Source organism: Kaistella solincola, from assembly GCF_000812875.1.
In the GTDB taxonomy this organism is placed as follows: Bacteria; Bacteroidota; Bacteroidia; order Flavobacteriales; family Weeksellaceae; genus Kaistella; species Kaistella solincola.
In genome coordinates, this window is record NZ_JSYK01000001.1 from 140,119 (window position 1) to 159,456 (window position 19,338).

Genomic DNA, 19,338 nt, shown 5'->3' on the forward strand with positions numbered 1-19,338 from the left:
GCATGAAAATTATCGATTTGTATATCATCAAAAAATACCTCGGCACCTTCGGGTTTATGCTGGGACTTTTGAGTATCATCGTTTTGGTAATTGATGTGCAGGCAAAAGCACCGAGAATTGAATCGAACGGCTTCACCGTAAGCGAATTTTTAATTAATTTCTACCCGTTCTGGATCGTGAATTTGGTTATTACATTTATGTCGATTCTGGTCTTTATTTCGGTCATATTTTTCACCTCGAAAATAGCAAATAATACCGAAATTGTTGCGATAATCAGTTCCGGCGCGAGTTTTCACCGTTTTGCGCGGCCGTATTTAATCACGTCAGGAGCTATTGCAGCCGCAGCTTTGCTCATCAATCATTTTGTTTTGCCGCTGGCAAATACCAAAAAAAACGAGTTGGAACCTTACACGTACACCGCAAAAAGCCGTGACCAGTTTACCGGCAATGCGGAAGTTTCCACGCAACTTTCAAAAACCGAATACATTTTCATTAAAAGTTATAACAAAAAAGACAAGCGCGGCTCTGGATTTCTGTATCAGAAATTCGATAAAAAAAGGAATTTAATTTACCAGCTGAACGCTGCAGATTTCTATTGGGAACCGGAAAAAAAGCGCTTTACAATGACCAATTTTTTAGAAAAAACATTTCTGAAAAATGATAAAGAAAAGCTGAATAACGGCAACAGCATGACCAAAGATTTCGGGTTGCCGCCGGAAGAACTTTTCCCCGATGTGTTGCTCGGTCAAAATAAAACCACGCCAGAACTCGTCACTTTCGTGAACCGCGAAAAAGAAAAAGGAAACGCCAACCTGAATACGTACTTAAATGAACTTCACCAGCGCACTTCGATGCCCTTTTCGGTCATCATTCTCACGTTTTTAGCGCTGTCGCTTTCGTCGCAAAAAAAACGCGGAGGTTTGGGTATCAATTTAGCAATTGGTATTGCGCTCGCCTTCGTCTTTGTTTTTTCCTTCGAGGTTTTGAAAGTAGTTTCGCAAAACAAAGGACTTACGCCGCTTGTTGCAATGTGGATTCCAAATTTGGTGTTCGGACCGATCGCATTATTTCTTTATTTCCGGCGCGCGAATCAGTAAAGAAGTTCAATTTCTTTATGGAAAAACTTTTTTAATCCGTCATTTTCTAGATCAACTATCAAAAAACCGGCTTCATCAACTTCTTTGATAATGCCATTTTGTCTTATTTGGTTAATTTCAAAAACCGACACCAAATCTTTCCGGAATAAATTTATATTGAGCTGTTTTAATGTTTTTTTTGAATTTACATTTTTCGAAATATTTTCAACCAGGTATTGGTGAAGCTGTTCGGTCAAAATTTCCAAATCGTGCAAAACACCCGTTTGTGTAAGCAAAGAACCTGCTTTTGACAGATTTCCGAAATCTTTCTGCAGCACATTCAGGCCAATTCCAAACACAAAAAAAGGCTCATTTAGCAGCATTTTTTTTTCTACGAGCAAACCGGCAATTTTTTTATTTTTGATGATGATGTCGTTTGGCCATTTAATCTGAACTTTTTCCGTGGTCAAATTGGCGAGAAAATCGGCCACCAGAACAGCGGTATGGAAATTGAACAAATGGTCGGGAAGGTTTATAGACGAAGTTGGTACAGCCAGAGAATAAGCAATATTTAGGTTTTTGCCAGATTCCCAGGAATTTCCATATTGACCTTTTCCTTTAGTTTGATTAAAAGTGCAGACGGCAACCGAAACCGGGTTTTCTGCAGGTATAAATTCCCCGATTTTTTCTTGTGTTGAAGAACATTCCCGCAGGTAAAACAAGTCGGTCATTTATGAAAACTTTAAGAGTTGGAAAGGCCAAATTTCAGACTAATTAAATAAAAAAACAATAAATTTGCAGATTATACAAAATTTTTAATGAATAAGATACCAGAAAAACAACTTCTAATTGACAAAATCGTAGAAGCTATACAAGATACAAAAGGTGAAGACATCATGATTTTCGACCTTTCTAAAATAGAAAATTCCGTTGCACAAACTTTTATTATCTGCACCGGTAACTCTAATACCCAGGTTTCTGCGCTCGCCGGAAACATCGAAAAAAAAGTAAGAAACGACCTGCACGACAGACCTTGGCATGTAGAAGGAACAGAAAATAACCTTTGGGTTTTATTGGATTATGTTTCTGTGGTGGTGCATGTTTTCCAGCGCGAAACCCGCGAATACTATGATATTGAAGAGCTTTGGGGCGACGCAGCAATAACTAAAATAGAAAATTAATTACAGCATCTGCCGGGGAAAATCCCGCGCAGAATTTTGAAAAAAGATATGAATAATAATAAAGGTTTTAACTGGTTCTTCCCCATCGTTATAGTTGCGTTATTTCTCTTTTTCTTTTCTAATATGAATGGTGATGACACCAATACCATAGATGAAGAAGGATTTTACCAGCTGATGGAGCAAGGCAAAGTAGATAATGTGCTTATTTATAAAGACACCGAAAAAGCGGATGTTTTTCTAACTCAGGCCGCAAAAACGGAAGCGGCGACCAAGCAGGTTCAACAGGAAAGAAGCCCTTTTTCTGCTTTTGATTTTTCACCAAAACCGGATTACACTTTAAGTTTTGGTGATCTGCAGCTTTTCCTGCAAAAATTTGACACAATTAAGGCGGAAAATCCCGCAGTAGCAACTAAAAAAGATTATGGCATTGGTAAAAATCCAATGACCGAATTATTGTTTACCGCAATTTTCTGGATTGCTATTATGGCGCTGTTTTATTTCGTCATCTTCCGCAAGATGATGGGCGGCGGCGGTGGTGGCGGTGGCGGCCAGATTTTTTCAATAGGAAAGTCAAAAGCTAAACTCTTTGATGAAAAAGACAAAGTTAACGTCTCTTTCAAAGATGTTGCAGGTTTGGAAGGCGCAAAAGAAGAAGTGCAGGAAGTTGTAGATTTCCTTAAAAATTCAGATAAATACACCAAATTAGGCGGAAAAATTCCGAAAGGTGTTTTGCTTGTCGGTCCTCCGGGAACGGGTAAAACTTTGTTGGCAAAAGCCGTTGCAGGCGAGGCTAAAGTTCCATTCTTCTCACTTTCAGGTTCCGATTTCGTTGAAATGTTTGTTGGAGTAGGTGCATCGCGTGTACGTGATTTATTTGCACAGGCAAAAGCAAAATCTCCTGCCATTATTTTCATTGATGAAATTGATGCAATCGGTAGAGCAAGAGGTAAAGGAAATATGACCGGCGGAAACGACGAACGAGAAAATACACTCAACCAGTTGCTTACGGAAATGGACGGCTTCGGTACCGATACGAATGTAATCATAATGGCCGCAACCAATCGCGCTGACATTTTGGATAAAGCTTTGATGCGTGCGGGACGTTTCGACCGTTCAATTTATGTTGATTTGCCCGAACTTCATGAAAGACGCGAAATCTTCGATGTGCATTTGGCGAAAATTAAACTGGATGATAATATCGACCGTGATTTCCTTGCGAAACAGACTCCTGGCTTCAGCGGAGCTGATATTGCCAATCTTTGTAATGAAGCCGCTTTAATTGCGGCCAGAAATTCTCACGAATCGGTAATGACACAGGATTTCTTAGACGCTGTTGACCGAATCATCGGTGGTCTGGAAAAGAAAAATAAGGCCATTAAGCCGTCAGAAAAAAGACGCGTTGCCTACCACGAAGCTGGTCACGCTACCATTTCCTGGTTGGTAGAGCATGCTGCACCGCTTTTAAAGGTAACAATTGTGCCACGTGGCCGATCATTAGGCGCAGCCTGGTATCTACCGGAAGAAAGACAGTTGACGACCACTGAACAGATGTCTGATGAACTTTGTGCAACTTTAGGTGGCCGTGCTGCGGAACAAACCATTTTTGGAAATATTTCCACCGGCGCACTTTCCGATCTGGAAAGAGTTACCAAACAAGCGCAGGCCATGGTTACAATTTACGGTTTAAACGACAAATTGGGTAATATTTCATACTATGACAGCTCCGGTCAGTCGGAATACAGTTTCGGAAAACCTTATTCTGATCAAACCGCTAAAATGATCGACGAAGAAATTTCGAAAATCATTGAAACGCAATATCAACGAGCATTGCAAATCCTGAGCGACAACAAAGACAAACTGGATGCTCTCGCAGCAAAACTCCTTGAAAAAGAGGTTATTTTCCGCGAAGATTTAGAAGAAGTTTTCGGTCAGAGAGCCTGGGATCCGGAACTGACCGAAAATCCGGTGTCCAATGCGCATAAAGAAGGAGAACCGGAAGGCGAAGAAATAATCGCACCGGATTCCGGAACACAAATTTAAACCTAAAAAATCCTGATTATTAACCGAAAGAAATAATCAGGATTCTTTTATAAAATTGATTGTTTCTTGAAATATTTTTTATTTTTGTATAACAATCTTATAAATTTCGAAATTGAGTCTATTTAAAAAATTGGTCGGGAAAATATTGAATCAACCTGAAGAAGAAAATGAACAGGATTTGGTTAAACTTGGAGATCAGCTGAAAAATGCTGACCTCGATTATAAGTTTGCGCAATTATTTACCCATTCCGGCGGATTTTTTAATTACTGTGCAGATGAAGCGGAAGCGCTCAATACCTTAAATCATATTCTGAAGATCGAGCAGGTAAAATCGGTTTTTTGCTGGGATCAGGATTTAAAAAATTTCCTCGATGTCATCAGCATTCCTTACACTACCAATCTCGAACTTTTCAACGACTGCGCTTTTATCACCTGTGAATATCTGATTGCTTACGACGGCAGAATTATGCTGTCACACAAAAACATTCTGCATTATCACTCTTCGCGCCTGCCGGAAAAAATTGTTATTATGGCTAATGTTTCGCAAATCGTGACAAATCTGAACGACGCGATGAGCAAAATCAAACGCAACGGAAATATCCGGAATCTCACTTCCATCAGCGGCAGCAATTCAAAATTAGATACTCCGAATAAGGATAATACAAAACTTTTCTTACTTTTGCTGGAAGATTAAAAATCTTTATACGCCGCAAAACCAGCTCAACATTAATTAAAAAATTTTGGATAAAAATCTACTTCTACGCCTTTTTGGTGGTGCTTTATATGGCTTGCTTGTCATCATGTGTACAACTCCACTTGGCGCAGAATGGATTAATTCAGTTTCTCCCGGACTGGTAAAACAGCAGAATCTTTTTTACGGGCTGATGACTTTTTTCCTTTTCGTGGGCGCCGGGGAATGCATACGGATCATGAAATTCGATCCGAAAAGTTGGGAAAAATGGGTCGTTTTCCCCCTTATAATTCTCGTTTTCTACTATTTTTCCAAACGGTTTTTTCAGCACGGTTTTTATTTCAATTTCAACCTTTCCGAAATATTAGCACTTTCCCTCATCGTTATTGCGGTCATCACTTTATTTAAATTTCCTAAGGAATTATACTTTGATAACGGTAAATTAATTTTCACCGTTATTTATACCGCGCTGCCATTTAGTTTCGCTTTAGGTTTACCGAAGTTTTCGATGGTTGAAGAAACATTTACGCTCGAAGTTTTCTTCCTTTTTGTTTTAATTTGGAGCAGCGATTCATTTGCGTTCTTCACCGGAAAATTTTTCGGAAAACACAAAATGGCGCCGAAAATTTCACCGAAAAAAACCTGGGAAGGATTTGCCGGCGGCGTTTTTTTCACCCTTATAATCGGGTATATTATTGAAATGAAATTTCCGGATTTACGTGGAAATTTTATCATCGTAGGATTTTTGGTTTCGGTTTTCGCGCCGTTCGGTGATTTGGTTGAAAGTCAGCTGAAAAGAAATTTTGGCGTGAAAGATTCGGGAAATATAATTCCCGGTCACGGCGGAATTTTAGACCGTTTAGACAGTTTTATTATCTGCGCACCAGTCGTATATTTATACTTTATTTTAGAAAAATTATTTTAAGTTATGAAACTTCATAAAGAATCCAAAGGTACGCTGATAGTCGCGGGCATTGCCTTCACTGTAATCAGTATATTATCGGTTTATTTTTTGGAAATGTGGGGACTGGCTGTGGTTCTGCCGCTGCTCATCATTTATGGCTTAATTTTCTGGTTTTTCCGAGTTCCCAATCGCGATATTTTAAATCATAAAGAAAACGTAATCGCACCGGTGGACGGTAAAGTGGTGATGATTAAACAAGTTGAAGAAACCGAATTCATTCAGGGAAAAGCCATACAGGTTTCTATTTTTATGTCGCCGCTTAATGTTCACATTTGCCGTTTTCCGGTTTCGGGCGACGTTATTTACAAAAAATATCATCCCGGTAAATATCTGGTCGCGTGGCACGAAAAATCGTCCACGGAAAATGAAAGAACTACGATTGCGGTACAAAGTTTAACCAATCATATTGTGGTGTTCCGCCAGATTGCGGGCTATGTGGCGCGCCGCATTGTTTTTAACTGTAATGAAGGTGATACTGCGAAAGCCGGGCACGAATTCGGTTTTATAAAATTCGGTTCCAGAATGGATGTTTTTTTACCTTTAGATGCAGAAATTACCTGCAAAATAGGCCAAAAAACCAAAGGTGGAATTGATACCATTGCGAAAATGAACGCTTAAAATATTTCAAAAATAGCAGCTGAAAAATTCCGGGATTTTTAATTCCGGATTTATTTTTATAATTTTAGAAAACTTTAAAAACACTTTCACATGAAATTTTCCCTGCTATTTCTGCTTTTTTTTGGGTTTTGCCTAAGTTCGTGCGACGATTCTAAAAAAGAAAATCAGCTGAAAGAGCGCGAAAAAAATCTCCTGCTGCGCGAAACGGAATTTGCTGTAAAAAAGCAGGATTACGAAAGTTTACTGGCACTGCGCGACAGCTTAGAAAACGCGGAAAACACTGCGGATACTATAGCGGCTACTTTATTACCGCAAAATATTCTCGGAAAATGGAACGGAAAAATGGTCTGTACAGAATCCAGTTGTGCAGAACACGTCATTGGTGACCAACGTAATGATACGTGGATAATCTCTGCGCAGCAGGTAATCATCATTAATAAAAGTGGTAGTGAGCATATCTACACTGCGAAATTTACCGGCTCGGAAATAAAGATGAGTTCCCTCAACAACACTACCAGTCCTAACAAATCCGATATCACCTTGCAGGTTCCTGCTGAAATTACCGACCGCATTAAAGGAAACCGCGAGCTCACAGGTAAAGACTGCGTTTCGAAATTTTCTGTTGAACTGGAAAAAATCAAAAACTAAAGATGTTTACAATGTTAACAGTCTCGCAGTTTGACCTTCCACTGGAAGATCCTGTACTGAAGTTTTTGGTGGTTTTAATTATTATTCTTTCCGCGCCGCTTCTTCTCAATAAAATTAAAGTTCCGCATCTTCTCGGTTTAATTATCGCCGGCGCCGCAGTTGGACCGAACGGTTTTAATGTGCTCACACGCGACAGCAGCATTGTGGTTACAGGCACCACGGGATTGCTTTACATTATGTTTTTGGCCGGCTTGGAAATCGATATGGCGGAATTCAAAAAAAACAAGTGGAAAAGTATGGGTTTTGGTGCTTATACTTTTGTAATTCCGTTTATAATGGGTATTGTGGCTGCGCACTATATCTTAGATTTTAACTGGCTGACTTCATTTTTGTTTGCGAGTTTATTTTCTTCGCACACTTTAATTTCCTACCCACTTGTTAGCAAATTGGGTGTCGTAAAAAATCGCGCGGTAAATATTACAGTTGGCGGAACCGTGATCACCGACATTGCCGCGCTTCTTGTTTTAGCAGTTGTCGTTGGGATGACTACCGGGCAGGTAAATGCAGCTTTCTGGACAAAACTTTCAGTCGGAATTATACTTTTCGCAGCTGCGGTTCTTATTGGTTTTCCTATAATTGCACGGTGGTTTTTTAAGAAAGTCAGCGATAAAATTTCGCAGTATATCTTCGTACTTGTCATGATTTATTTTGCGGCGCTTTTAGCAGAACTCGCCGGTATTGAAGCCATTATTGGTGCTTTCCTTGCAGGTTTGGCACTAAATAAATTAATCCCGCATACTTCATCCTTAATGAACCGTGTGGAATTTGTGGGCAACGCCATTTTTATTCCTTTCTTTTTGATCAGCGTTGGGATGCTCATCGATTTTACGGTTTTTTTCAAAGATTTTGAAACCATAAAAGTCGCCATTTTAATGATGATCATTTCCATTGGTGGGAAATACCTGGCTTCGGTAGCTACGCAGAAAACCTTTTCCTATTCCAAGGCGGAAGGCGGTATTATTTTCGGTTTAAGCTCGGCTTCAGCGGCGGCAACTTTAGCAACGGTTACGGTTGGTTATAATATTATCATTGGTGAAACGGACCTGGGCGAACCCATCCGTTTGCTTGATGAAAGTATTCTGAACGGAAGTATCCTGCTGATTTTGGTTTCGTGTACCATTTCGTCATTTGTGACGCAGAAAAATGCTGAAGAAATATTGCAACAGGACAACGAAGACACGATGGATGAAACCAATCCTGAAACCGAAAATATTTTAATGGCGATCAACGAAATAGAAACGGTAGAACCCATGACCAATCTTGCGTTATTGATCCGTTCCAAAAGCACCGCCGAAAATGTTTTTGCTTTAAATATTATTAACGAAGAAAAAAACGACTCTTCCAAGAAAAACGCCGAAAAAATTCTTGAATTAGCTGTACAGGGCGGTGCCGCAACGGATATTAAAATTACGCCGCTTACGCGCTATGACACCGATGTAATTTCCGGAATTTCAAATGTGATTAAAGAATATGACATTACCGATTTATTGATTGGTATTTCGGGCAAAAAAGGCTTTTCACCGAGTTTTGTATATAATCTGTATAGCGGATATTTGAATAATAAAACCGCAAATGTATTGGTTTATCAGGCGATTCAGCCGGCGTCGACCATCCAGCGGTATTTTGTTATTTTGCCAAAAAATGCCGAAAAAGAGCCGACTTTTTTCCATTCACTATTAAAAGTGTGGAATATTGCTCGGAATTCCGGTTCGAAAATAGATTTCTACGGAACCGATGAAACCATCGCGGTGATTGAAAAAATCCGGAAACGGGCGAACATTGAGGCAAGTTTCATTATTTTCAACAACTGGTTTGAAATCAAAAAAGTTTTTGAAAAAATGAAAGACAACGATGGTTTGATCATGATTATGGCGAAGCGCAATATGGTTTCCTATCTCCCGCAAATGCAGCGTTTGCCGGATTACCTGAATGACCATTTCCGCGAACGTAATTTCCTGCTCATTTATCCATCGCTTCCAAAAGCTGAAGATTACCGGAAAGATACTCGGGACATTGCCAACGCGAAGGACTTTGTGGAAATTGGTAAAATAGTTGGCCGGCTTTTCAAATAAAAAAAGGAGCATTTTTCAATGCTCCTTTTATTTTCTAAAAATTGTCGTTATATCGGCACAAAAACAACGGCAGCAACTGCCGCGGCACCCACAAGAAGCGAAGTCAAAACATCTGTTTTTCGCACGGTGCGAACATCAGATTTGTTGATTACCACATCTTCTCCAGATTTCAGCTTGCCATAAATCTTTTCTTGATCCTGTTTCAGGACTTTCACTTTCCTTGTTCCCTCGTTTGCGGTTTGCACCCGGTACGTATTGTAAAGCTCCAAAGAATTGGTTCTCATTGGGTGTTGCGGTGTTACCACCAAGGTTTGACATGACGTTAAAAACGTTAGAAATAAAAATATTGGAAGTAGTTTTCTCATTTTAAAAATATTTTTTGCAAATCTAAGAAATAAAAATCTTACCAAAAATGCAACATTATGTTAAATTTGTATTAAAGATTTAAAGCCTTGGAAATCAGCCAACTTTCGCTCCAACACGCCTGAAAATTGAAGCCGCCGGTTACTGCATCAATATTTAAAACCTCACCGGCGATAAAAAAATTGGGAAGAATTTTAGATTCCATTGTTTTGAAGTTGATTTCTTTCAGCTCCACGCCGCCCGCGGCGACAAATTCATCCTTATAAGTTGACTTTCCGGTAACCTGCATTTTGTTTTCGCAGAGATTTTCCAGAATTTTTGCCATTTCAGGTCCGGAAATTTGTGAAATATTTTTATTTAAATCTATTTTTGAAAGCCACAGAATGCGGTGCCAGAAACGCGTAGTGATGTCGAAAATTTTCGAGCTTCCGATGTTCTTTTTTGGATTTTCTTTTTTGAAGTTGACGATGATTTCTTCCGCTGTTTCCTTTTCAAGACCTAAGAAATTCACCACGATTTCAAATTTATATTTCAAATCTGCTAATTCGCGCGCCTTCCACGCGGAAATTTTCAAAATCGCCGGACCGGAAAGTCCCCAGTGTGTAATCAGCATCGGACCAGATTCTTCCATTTTCAGCTGCGGAATCGAAACTTCGGCATTTGCGAAACTGGTTCCCATCAAATCCTTTAAAGTTTCATTTTTGATGTTGAACGTGAAAAGCGACGGTACCAAATCCACGATTTTATGACCGAGATTTTGAAGTAATTTTAAAGATTTTGGAGAACTTCCGGTGGTAAAAATCACGTAATCAGCGGCATATTTTTCTGTGTTCGTCGTTACCAAATATTGGTTTTCATTTTTTTCGATGTCGAGGACAACGGATTTGGTACGAACTTCAAAACCTTTTTTCTGAACTTCGTTCACCATTGCATTAATAACAGTTTGCGACGAATTGCTTTCCGGAAAAATACGGTTATCAGCTTCGATTTTTAAGGGAACATTTCGGTTTTCAAACCATTCCATAGTGTCGCCCGGTTGAAATTTATGAAAAACGCTGAGCAGTTCTTTATTTCCGCGCGGATAAAAATTAACCAATTCGCGCGGATCGAAGCAGGCGTGCGCAACATTGCAGCGACCACCGCCCGAGATTTTCACTTTCTGCAAAACATCAGAATTCTGTTCTAAAATGGTTACTATAAATTTGGTTTCATCGAGGTTTGCCGCACAGAAAAATCCTGCTGCGCCGCCGCCGATAATAATGATTTGCTTTTTTTCCATAAAATAACCGTTAGAATCTGAAAGCCTGAAATAAAAATTCGGCCTTATTTGGTGCAAAAATACCATTTTTCTAACCCATCATTATTGCTTAATTTTGGGAATTATAAAATAACCTGGTTTCGATACGCAGCCCGCGCCCCGGCTTGAGTGGAGCTCTCCGCCGCGGCGGAAGCGGGAACGGAAGACGGAACAAGGCGCCCAAAAAAAATTCATAAAAATATGTCTGATTTTCATTATAAATTTGAGGTTCGCTGGAGCGACATCGACGCAAATAAGCATCTCGCCAATTCTTCTTACGTAGAATATTGCGCGCAAACGCGGATGGCTTTTATGCGCACGCACAAAATGGGCCTTAAAGAGCTGAGTTACTGGGGAATTGGTCCGGTAATTCTGCATGAACGGTATTCGTTTTTCAAAGAAATTTATGCTGATCAAACGGTTTTTGTAACCGCAGAAATTTCCGGCATGTCGGAAGATGCGAGCATTTACCAGTTTGTACATAAATTTTATCTGCCAGACGGCACGCATTGCGCCACCGCCGAAGCAACCGGCGTTTGGATCGACACGATGCTGAGAAAATCTACCACACCGCCGGATGATATCCTGGAAGTTTTGGAAGAGTTTAAAAGCGAAAATGTAACCATGCTTACGCGTGCAGATTTGAAAAATTTGCCGTTCAAACCGGAAAATATTGAGCCCTTTCATAAGCACGGAACTTTTACCTGGAAAAGGAAGAATGATGAAAAAACGCCCGAATAGCGGCGAATTTTTCTGAAAATAAAAATAAAAAAATTATGCTGGAAGATAAAAATTTGGAGCTCACGCCTATTTCTGCGTACGGAGAATTTGGCTTGATCAAACACCTCACCGAAAACTTTAGTTTTGAAAATACCTCCACGGAAATTTCCATTGGTGATGACGGCGCGGTGATTAATCCGGAAAACCAAAAAGTGGTTTTAACCACGGATATTTTAGCCGAAGGTGTACATTTTAATCTCGGTTATGTGCCGCTGAAACATTTGGGTTATAAAGCCGTCGTGGTAAACCTGAGCGATATTGCTGCGATGAATGCAAAACCGACACAAATTTTGGTCGCAATTGCAGCTTCAAACCGTTTTCCGGTGGAAGCTTTGGAAGAGATATACGCCGGAATTTCGCTGGCGTGTAAACATTATAATGTAGATTTAGTTGGTGGTGACACCACGAGTTCAAATTCAGGTTTGATCATCAATATTACGGCTGTTGGTCTGGAAGTTTCTGAAAAAATAGTGACCCGAAGCGGCGCAAAAGTTAATGATTTACTTGTCGTAACGGGAGATTTGGGCGGCGCTTATATGGGACTACAGATTTTGGAGCGCGAACATTCGGTTTTTTTAGCAAATCCGAATATGCAGCCGGAAATGGAAGGTTACGATTATATTCTGGAAAGACAGCTGAAGCCTGAAGCGCGGACTGACATTAAAAAAACTTTGGAAGAGCTGGACATCAAACCAACTTCCATGATTGATATTTCGGACGGTTTGTCATCGGAAACATTGCATCTTTCTGATCAAAGTAAAGTTGGTTTCCGGATTTATGAAGAGAAAGTTCCGATGGATTCTCTCACCATTTCCACGGCGGAGGAATTAAATTTAAATCCCATCATGTGCGCATTAAGCGGCGGTGAAGATTATGAATTGCTTTTCACCATTTCACCAAACGATTTTGAGAAGATCAAAAATCACCCGGATTTCACGTTGATTGGTCATGCCGTAGATTTGGATCAGGGAAATTTCCTTGTAGCGCGCGGAAGTAATGAGTTAATTGCGCTTAATGCCCAGGGCTGGGACGCTTTCCTGAATCGCGGAAAATAGAAAAAAAGGCCGTTTTAGCAGCAAAAAAAATCCCAATCTTGCGATTGGGATTTTTTATATTTTAAAACACTTTTTGTTAAGCGTTCGGTTCAATAGATACAAATGATCTGTCGTTTGCTTTCTTTCTGAAAACTACTTTACCATCAACTAACGCGTGCAAAGTATGGTCTTTCCCCATACCTACGTTTTCACCAGGATGGTGTTGTGTACCTCTTTGTCTCACGATAATGTTACCGGCAATAGCTTCTTGACCTCCGAAAATCTTAACACCTAATCTTTTAGAATGCGATTCTCTACCGTTTTTGGAACTACCAACTCCTTTCTTATGTGCCATTTTATTTTAAGGTTTTTGGGTTAAAATTATTCAGCGCTTTCGCTGGTTTGGGTTTCTGTAGCTACAGGCTCAGTTGCTGCTGCTTCTTTTTTGGCTTTCGGTGCAGCTTTTTTCTCTTTTTTGTTGTTATCAAAACCAGTGATACCGGTGATAACGATTTGAGTTAAAGACTGTCTGTGACCGTTTTTCTTTTCGTAACCTTTTCTTCTTTTTTTCTTGAAAATGATAACTTTATCAGCTTTTACGTGATCAAGAATTTCAGCATCAACAGTGATACCGCTTACAGCTGGGGCGCCGATGGTTGTAGAACCGTTTACAGTTAAAAGAACTTTATCGAAAGAAACTTTTCCTCCTTTATCGCCTTTCAAACGGTTTACAAACAACTTTTGGTCTTGCTCAACTTTATATTGAAGCCCTGCTATTTCTACAATTGCAAACATTGTTTATAAATTTTGTTAGTTAATTCGAGGTGCAAAAATAAGAAATTATTTCGAGTTATCCACAACGCAGCAAAAAATTTCGCAGCAGATTTAATTTCAGGGAGTTGAACGGATTTAATAAAATTGAACTCATTTAAAAAATAACCGGCTAAATAGGCATTTTTTTAAGTATTTTTGATTTTCAGTAACCGCTTATGAAAAGAGATCTTTATATTGATTTTGCAAAAGGTTTTGCCACACTTTCTATCATATTCATCCACACTGTGTTTTGGTCCGGGCAATATTATGTACCGACAGAAGTTCGCGTGCTCTCTTTGCTCATTGATGTTCCATTATTTTATGCTTTAAGCGGTTTAACCTCCGGCGGAAATGTTGAAAAAACCCTGTACCGACTGCTAAAACTGCAGATCACCTACATGATTTTCGTGACTTTTCTCTTTTTTCTCGATTATCTCTTTAAAGTTTTCGGACTGAATTTTTTCGGCCTTGAATGGATGAAAAATTTCTATTCAACTTTCGGAACTAAATATGTCCCAAACAATATTTCCCCAGTTCCACAATGGCAAAATCTCGGAAACTGGTATCTTCACCAATATACCAATGCGGATACTTTTCCTGTGGTAATGGGAAGTTTTTGGTATCTGAAAGTCTACTTTATTCTGACGGTTTTTGGCGTTTTAATCTTAAGATTTTTTTCAAAACACGTCAATTGGTTTATCGCGATTTGTTTTGGTTTGACGCTGATTTTCAACTTACTGCCGCATTACTATCCGACCGGACAAGTTGGTTATGTCGCATTTTACCTCGGAATATTTTTGGTGGCGAACCAGCTGAAAGGCAAAAAAATCCCCACGAAATGGATTCCTTTTCTCTACGGAATTTTATTCCTTATTTTAATTCTGCTCTTCTGGAATTACGGTAAAGATTTATTTTTAAGAATGAACAAAATGAAATTTCCGCCCAAATTGCTCTATATTTTTTGGTCGGGGTTTTCGCTGCTCACGCTTTTGGTTTTGTACAATCGCCTGAAAATCGGAAAAAACAATTTCATCACCTATATCGGCAAAAACGCTATTTTCTACTATTTTGCGCAGGGCATGAGTTCATCTTTAATCTATTTCATTGTTGTTCCGCTTCAGGAGAAGCTGCCGTGGGGCGCATTTTTACTGATTATGTTTTTGCTGAATTTTGGTTTAGCAGTTGCCATCGCGGAAGGTTTGAAAAAATTGGACGTTTTAGGCTGGAAAATTTTAGAATTTCTGCGTAAAAAAACTGCTTCAGCATAACCGAAGCAGTTTCATATTGAGAGAAAAGAAATTAGTCTCTTCTATTTCCGCGCGCTACCACCGCAATCAGGATAATTAACAAAATCGCACCAATTACCCAATAAAGCGGGTTGGTAAACCATTCTTCAGTGCTGGTAGTTTTTGTTGTCGTTACATCAACACCCACGTCAGGAGTATTTGTGGTTGTTTGCGCAAATGTCATCACGCTGAAAAAGAAAGTCAATACGAAAATTCCGAATTTTTCAAATCTGTTTGTTAATGCTGTTGTGTTCATAATTTATTTTTTTAATGTTAATTTCTATTTATTCAACATTTATGCCACCAGAAAACCGATATGGTAAATATACTTAAAATTTTTTACGATATCAAGAACTTTGGCGAACATAATTCGCTGTGCTTTAAATTATTAAATTTGTAAAAAATTCATCATGTTCAAATTAAGATTGCTCACCGATCCGCGCTGGGCAAATATTGCAGAAGGTAACCTGGAAGAAATACTTACCGATCACGCCTGGTGTGAGCAAAAAGCGACTTCCAATGCCATTTCGCTTATCACCATGCTGCCTGAATACCCTACGATTATTACGGAACTTATAAAAATCGCGCAGGAAGAGCTGGAGCATTTTCAAATGGTGCACGAAATCATTAAAGCACGCGGCTACGAATTTGGCCGCGAGCGAAAAGACGATTATGTAGGTCAGCTTTTAAAATTTATCCGCCAGGGCGGAACGCGCGATGAGCGAATTATCGACAGAATGCTTTTTGCCGCGATAATTGAAGCACGCAGCTGTGAGCGTTTCCGCGTCCTTACCGAAAACATTAAAGACGAAGAATTGAAAATCTTCTATAAAGAGCTCATGATTTCTGAAGCCAATCATTACACCACTTTCATTGGTTTTGCCCGAAAACTTGGAGATCCCGAAACGGTGAACAAACGCTGGGAAGAATGGCTGGATTATGAAGCTGAAATCATAAAATCGTACGGAAAAAAAGAAAGCATCCACGGCTAAAATTTCCCATTAAAAAAGCTAAATTTTGCCTATTTTTACCGGTAGAATTTTAGTATTTCCTACGAAAGCAGATGAACAAACAGAAAATCGAAAACATCCTCAATGTCCTGGCAAAATCGTTTTTCCAGGGTTTGCTTATCATCGGACCTTTCGCGCTCACCGTGTGGATAATCTGGTACGTAGTTTCCAGCATCGATAATATTGTACCGGCACTTTCCGAGCAGGTTTACCCGGGAATTACCTTTCTGATCGTTATCTGTACCATCACTTTGGTGGGTTTTGTGGGGAATAAATTTATAATCGGCCGCGTCATCGTCGACAGTTTCGATTATTTGCTGGAACATACACCCGGAATCAAATTTATTTATACGTCGCTGAAAGATGTTATGACTTCTTTTGTTGGCGACAAAAAGAAATTCAACGTCCCGGTTCTCATTAAAACTTCCGATAATCCCGATGTTTGGCGAATTGGTTTTCTTACCCAAAGCGATCTTTCTTCCGTCGGTTTTCCGGATTATGTTTCTGTGTATTTGCCGCATTCTTACGCGGTTTCCGGTTGGGTGGTTTTCGTACTTGCGACCAATATTGTTACTTTAGAAAACGTAAGCGCAGCACAAGCCATGAAGTTTGCTGTGAGCGGCGGCGTTGCCGGTTTTCATTCAGATGACAACGTTTTTAAGGCTCCGGAGTGATTTCATTTAGAAATTCCAGATTTTTTGCCTTTTTAACGCCAAATTTTTTTAATAAAAATTAAAGAAGAAAGTGAAAGTTATCTTCTCGTCATCTTAAACCTCAACTCCTATGAAATTACCTTACGCAGAACCTTTCAGAATAAAAATGGTCGAAGAAATTCACCAATCCACTCGTGCAGAAAGAGAAAACTGGCTGAAAAATGCCGACTACAATTTATTTAATTTAAAATCTTCCCAGGTTTTTATCGATTTGTTAACCGATTCCGGCACCGGCGCCATGAGCGACCAGCAATGGGGCGCTTTGATGACCGGCGACGAGAGTTATGCAGGTTCCAGAAGTTTCGAAAAATTGCACGAAACAGTGCGGAATATTTCCGGTTACAAATATCTTTTGCCGACACATCAGGGGCGCGCGGCGGAAAATGTGCTCTTTTCAGTTTTGGTGAAAGACGGCGACGTGATTCCGGGAAATTCCCATTTCGACACCACAAAAGGTCACATCGAAATCCGAAAAGCCCACGCCATTGACTGTACCATTGATGAAGCTTTCGATATTAATGATACACACCTTTTCAAAGGTAACATCGATTTAAAAAAATTGGAGGAAGTTTATAACACCTATCCGAAGGAAAAAATTCCGTTTTGCTTAATCACCATTACCTGCAATTCTTCGGGCGGACAGCCGGTTTCACTGGAAAATATGAAGGCGGTGAAAGAACTTTCAGATCGCTACCGAATTCCTATTTATTTTGATTCAGCGCGTTTTGCGGAAAATGCCTATTTTATAAAAATGCGCGAAAAAGGTCAGGAAAACCGCACCATTAAAGAAATCGCGAAAGAAGCTTTTTCTTACGGCGTCGGCATGACGATGAGTTCTAAAAAAGATGGTTTGGTAAATATCGGTGGATTTATCGCGCTGAACGATGCAGAAATCTTTAAAAAAGCTTCCAATTTCACCATTATTTTCGAAGGTTTCATTACCTACGGTGGCATGGCAGGTCGCGATATGGCTGCGCTGGCGGTTGGTTTAAATGAAGCTACTGAATTCGAATACCTTGAAAGCCGGATTTCTCAGGTGGAATATTTGGGAAATAAATTAATTGAATACGGAATTCCCGTGCAGAAACCAATTGGTGGTCACGCGGTTTTTATTGATTCTCTTGGTTTTTTACCAAATATTTCCCGCGAAGAATTTCCGGCGCAAACTTTAGCGAATGAAATTTACAAGGAAGCCGGAATCCGCACGGTGGAAATTGGGACTTTGCTGGCCGATCGAGATCCGGAAACGCGCGAAAACCGTTATCCAAAACTTGAACTGGTGAGACTTGCAATTCCACGCCGAACGTACACCAATAATCATATGGATTATATTGCCGCGGCAATCAAAAATGTTTACGACCGCCGGAATGAAATTACGAAAGGTTATAAAATCGTGTGGGAGTCTGAAATTCTCCGGCATTTTACCGTTCAGTTGAAAGAAGCTTAAAACTTTTAATTGAAGGCAATTCGCTCAAAAACAAAAAATCGCTTCATTTGAAGCGGTTTTTTTATTGATATCGAAATAATTTTCACAGCAATCGTATTATTTCATATTTTTATAAAAAATTTGCCAATGAGCCACGGAAAACTTCGGGAAGAAAAAAACTGCCTGAATTGCGGTCATATCGTCGAAGAAAAGTTCTGTCCGAACTGTGGCCAGGAAAACACCGAAACGCGGAGACCGTTCCACTATCTTTTCACGCATTTTATTGAAGACCTTACGCATTACGACGGTCAGTTTTGGGGAAGCATAAAAAATTTGCTCTTCAAGCCGGGAAAATTAACACAAACTTATCTGGAAGGGAAAAGACAGCGTTACGTACCGCCGGTAAAACTTTATATTTTCATCAGTTTTATCACCTTTTTTCTGTTCTCCATATTTCCACCGTTTAATATTGATTTTAATGAAGGCGCCAGTTCAAAAGAATTAAAGCAAACCAAAGTTTTCAGCGACGCAAGTGCCGCGGTTTTACAGCAAAAGATCGACAGCCTGAAATCACTCCCGAACATGAGCCATGAAGATTCCGTAGCGCTGCAAAAAGTTTCTGCCGCCATGGTGGATTCGGCTGCCATGGGAAATCTCGCAGAAACCTTTGATATGGATAAATCGCTGGATGCGGACATGAAATTTTTAGGTTACACGCACAAAAAAGCTTACGATTCGGCGCGTGTAATAAATCCTGGAATGTTTGATTTCATTAAAAAACCGGTGGCGCACAAGTTTTTTGAACTGAAAGAAAAAGGCGCAAAAAAGGGCGATATTTTAAAGAACTTTGCGTTGACTTCTTTTCACAATCTGCCAAAAGCGCTCTTTATTTATTTGCCGTTGTTTGCCTTCTTTTTATGGATTTTCCATAACAAGAAAAGATGGTGGTATTTTGACCACGGCGTTTTTACGCTGCATTATTTCGCTTTTCTTTTGCTGAATATCTTACTGCTTTATCTGCTTTATAAACTTAGCACGATGATCAGCTCCTCGTTTGTGAACTTTTTAATTTATTTGCTCATCACCGCGCTTTTTATTTACAACGTGGTTTACTTCTTTTTGGCGCACCAGCGCGTTTACAAAACCAAAGGCTTCCGCAGTTTTATATTGGGGACCGCACTATTTATGGTAAATTTCTTCGCATTTTTGTTTTTATTACTAGGTCTTGGGGTCATCAGCTTTTTGATGATTCATTAAATCTTTCAC

Annotated in this window: 20 protein-coding genes and 1 pseudogene; 15 read left to right on the top strand and 6 right to left on the bottom strand. The window is 39.6% G+C overall.

Annotated elements, in window-relative coordinates; translation table 11 throughout:
- Positions 1-2: 2 nt before the first annotated feature.
- A complete protein-coding gene (locus OA84_RS00635) occupies positions 3-1,097 on the top strand; it encodes an LptF/LptG family permease (RefSeq protein ID WP_039340853.1) in 1,095 nt (364 codons plus the stop codon).
- Here the strand turns inward: OA84_RS00635 and OA84_RS00640 are convergent.
- Positions 1,091-1,807 (bottom strand): biotin--[acetyl-CoA-carboxylase] ligase, encoded by a 717-nt coding sequence (locus tag OA84_RS00640; protein ID WP_039340856.1) that lies wholly within the window; start codon positions 1,805-1,807, stop codon positions 1,091-1,093. The genes OA84_RS00635 and OA84_RS00640 overlap by 7 nt on opposite strands.
- Before the next feature lie 87 nt (positions 1,808-1,894).
- Here OA84_RS00640 and rsfS point away from each other — a divergent pair, with 87 nt between their 5' ends.
- The 7 genes from rsfS to OA84_RS00675 all read left to right on the top strand — a co-directional run bounded on the left by rsfS (position 1,895) and on the right by OA84_RS00675 (position 9,350).
- Positions 1,895-2,257, top strand: a complete 363-nt coding sequence (rsfS, locus tag OA84_RS00645) for a ribosome silencing factor (protein ID WP_039340859.1) — start codon at positions 1,895-1,897, stop codon at positions 2,255-2,257.
- Positions 2,258-2,305: 48 nt separating this feature from the next.
- A complete protein-coding gene (gene ftsH / locus OA84_RS00650) occupies positions 2,306-4,297 on the top strand; it encodes an ATP-dependent zinc metalloprotease FtsH (RefSeq protein WP_039341036.1) in 1,992 nt (663 codons plus the stop codon).
- A 112-nt stretch (positions 4,298-4,409) separates the two neighbouring features.
- Entirely contained in the window at positions 4,410-4,991 is a 582-nt protein-coding gene (locus OA84_RS00655; protein WP_039340863.1) for an LUD domain-containing protein, read from the top strand.
- A 46-nt stretch (positions 4,992-5,037) separates the two neighbouring features.
- Complete coding sequence (locus OA84_RS00660; RefSeq protein WP_039340866.1) at positions 5,038-5,913, top strand: phosphatidate cytidylyltransferase; 876 nt, start codon at positions 5,038-5,040, stop codon at positions 5,911-5,913.
- A gap of 3 nt (positions 5,914-5,916) precedes the next feature.
- The gene (locus OA84_RS00665; RefSeq protein WP_039340869.1) at positions 5,917-6,570 is read left to right on the top strand and encodes a phosphatidylserine decarboxylase family protein; all 654 of its coding nucleotides are present in this window, start codon (positions 5,917-5,919) and stop codon (positions 6,568-6,570) included.
- 90 nt (positions 6,571-6,660) lie between these two features.
- Positions 6,661-7,218, top strand: coding sequence for a hypothetical protein (locus tag OA84_RS00670; protein WP_039340873.1), 558 nt, complete (start codon positions 6,661-6,663; stop codon positions 7,216-7,218).
- An 11-nt stretch (positions 7,219-7,229) separates the two neighbouring features.
- On the top strand, positions 7,230-9,350 hold the full coding sequence (locus OA84_RS00675) for a cation:proton antiporter domain-containing protein (RefSeq protein ID WP_039341039.1): 2,121 nt from the start codon (positions 7,230-7,232) through the stop codon (positions 9,348-9,350).
- Between the two features lie 47 nt (positions 9,351-9,397).
- Here the strand turns inward: OA84_RS00675 and OA84_RS00680 are convergent, their stop codons facing one another.
- Positions 9,398-9,715 carry a bacteriophage spanin2 family protein gene (locus OA84_RS00680; protein ID WP_143068759.1) on the bottom strand — a complete coding sequence of 106 codons (318 nt, stop codon included), beginning with the start codon at positions 9,713-9,715 and terminating at the stop codon, positions 9,398-9,400.
- Positions 9,716-9,786: 71 nt separating this feature from the next.
- The gene (locus OA84_RS00685) at positions 9,787-10,992 is read right to left on the bottom strand and encodes a BaiN/RdsA family NAD(P)/FAD-dependent oxidoreductase (protein ID WP_039340879.1); all 1,206 of its coding nucleotides are present in this window, start codon (positions 10,990-10,992) and stop codon (positions 9,787-9,789) included.
- Between the two features lie 219 nt (positions 10,993-11,211).
- Between OA84_RS00685 and OA84_RS00690 the strand changes: the two genes are divergently transcribed.
- Together OA84_RS00690 and thiL are read left to right on the top strand one after the other, a co-directional pair.
- Positions 11,212-11,751 (top strand): acyl-CoA thioesterase, encoded by a 540-nt coding sequence (locus tag OA84_RS00690; protein WP_039341042.1) that lies wholly within the window; start codon positions 11,212-11,214, stop codon positions 11,749-11,751.
- A gap of 35 nt (positions 11,752-11,786) precedes the next feature.
- On the top strand, positions 11,787-12,845 hold the full coding sequence (gene thiL, locus OA84_RS00695; protein WP_039340882.1) for a thiamine-phosphate kinase: 1,059 nt from the start codon (positions 11,787-11,789) through the stop codon (positions 12,843-12,845).
- Between the two features lie 76 nt (positions 12,846-12,921).
- Here the strand turns inward: thiL and rpmA are convergent, their stop codons facing one another.
- Both rpmA and rplU read right to left on the bottom strand, forming a co-directional pair.
- On the bottom strand, positions 12,922-13,179 hold the full coding sequence (gene rpmA, locus OA84_RS00700) for a 50S ribosomal protein L27 (protein WP_039340885.1): 258 nt from the start codon (positions 13,177-13,179) through the stop codon (positions 12,922-12,924).
- A gap of 29 nt (positions 13,180-13,208) precedes the next feature.
- A pseudogene (gene rplU, locus OA84_RS00705) lies at positions 13,209-13,619 on the bottom strand (50S ribosomal protein L21); the annotation flags it as partial.
- 194 nt (positions 13,620-13,813) lie between these two features.
- Here rplU and OA84_RS00710 point away from each other — a divergent pair.
- Positions 13,814-14,905 carry an acyltransferase family protein gene (locus OA84_RS00710; protein WP_039340892.1) on the top strand — a complete coding sequence of 364 codons (1,092 nt, stop codon included), beginning with the start codon at positions 13,814-13,816 and terminating at the stop codon, positions 14,903-14,905.
- A 31-nt stretch (positions 14,906-14,936) separates the two neighbouring features.
- On the opposite strand, the gene OA84_RS00715 is transcribed toward OA84_RS00710, so the two are convergent.
- Entirely contained in the window at positions 14,937-15,179 is a 243-nt protein-coding gene (locus tag OA84_RS00715) for a hypothetical protein (protein ID WP_039340896.1), read from the bottom strand.
- 154 nt (positions 15,180-15,333) lie between these two features.
- On the opposite strand from OA84_RS00715, the gene miaE reads away from it, so the two are divergent.
- The 4 genes from miaE to OA84_RS00735 all read left to right on the top strand — a co-directional run bounded on the left by miaE (position 15,334) and on the right by OA84_RS00735 (position 19,329).
- The gene (miaE, locus tag OA84_RS00720) at positions 15,334-15,915 is read left to right on the top strand and encodes a tRNA-(ms[2]io[6]A)-hydroxylase (RefSeq protein ID WP_039340899.1); all 582 of its coding nucleotides are present in this window, start codon (positions 15,334-15,336) and stop codon (positions 15,913-15,915) included.
- A 71-nt stretch (positions 15,916-15,986) separates the two neighbouring features.
- Entirely contained in the window at positions 15,987-16,607 is a 621-nt protein-coding gene (locus OA84_RS00725) for a DUF502 domain-containing protein (RefSeq protein ID WP_039340902.1), read from the top strand.
- Positions 16,608-16,716: 109 nt separating this feature from the next.
- On the top strand, positions 16,717-18,093 hold the full coding sequence (locus OA84_RS00730; protein ID WP_039340905.1) for a tryptophanase: 1,377 nt from the start codon (positions 16,717-16,719) through the stop codon (positions 18,091-18,093).
- A 126-nt stretch (positions 18,094-18,219) separates the two neighbouring features.
- The gene (locus OA84_RS00735) at positions 18,220-19,329 is read left to right on the top strand and encodes a DUF3667 domain-containing protein (RefSeq protein WP_039340908.1); all 1,110 of its coding nucleotides are present in this window, start codon (positions 18,220-18,222) and stop codon (positions 19,327-19,329) included.
- Positions 19,330-19,338: the final 9 nt, after the last annotated feature.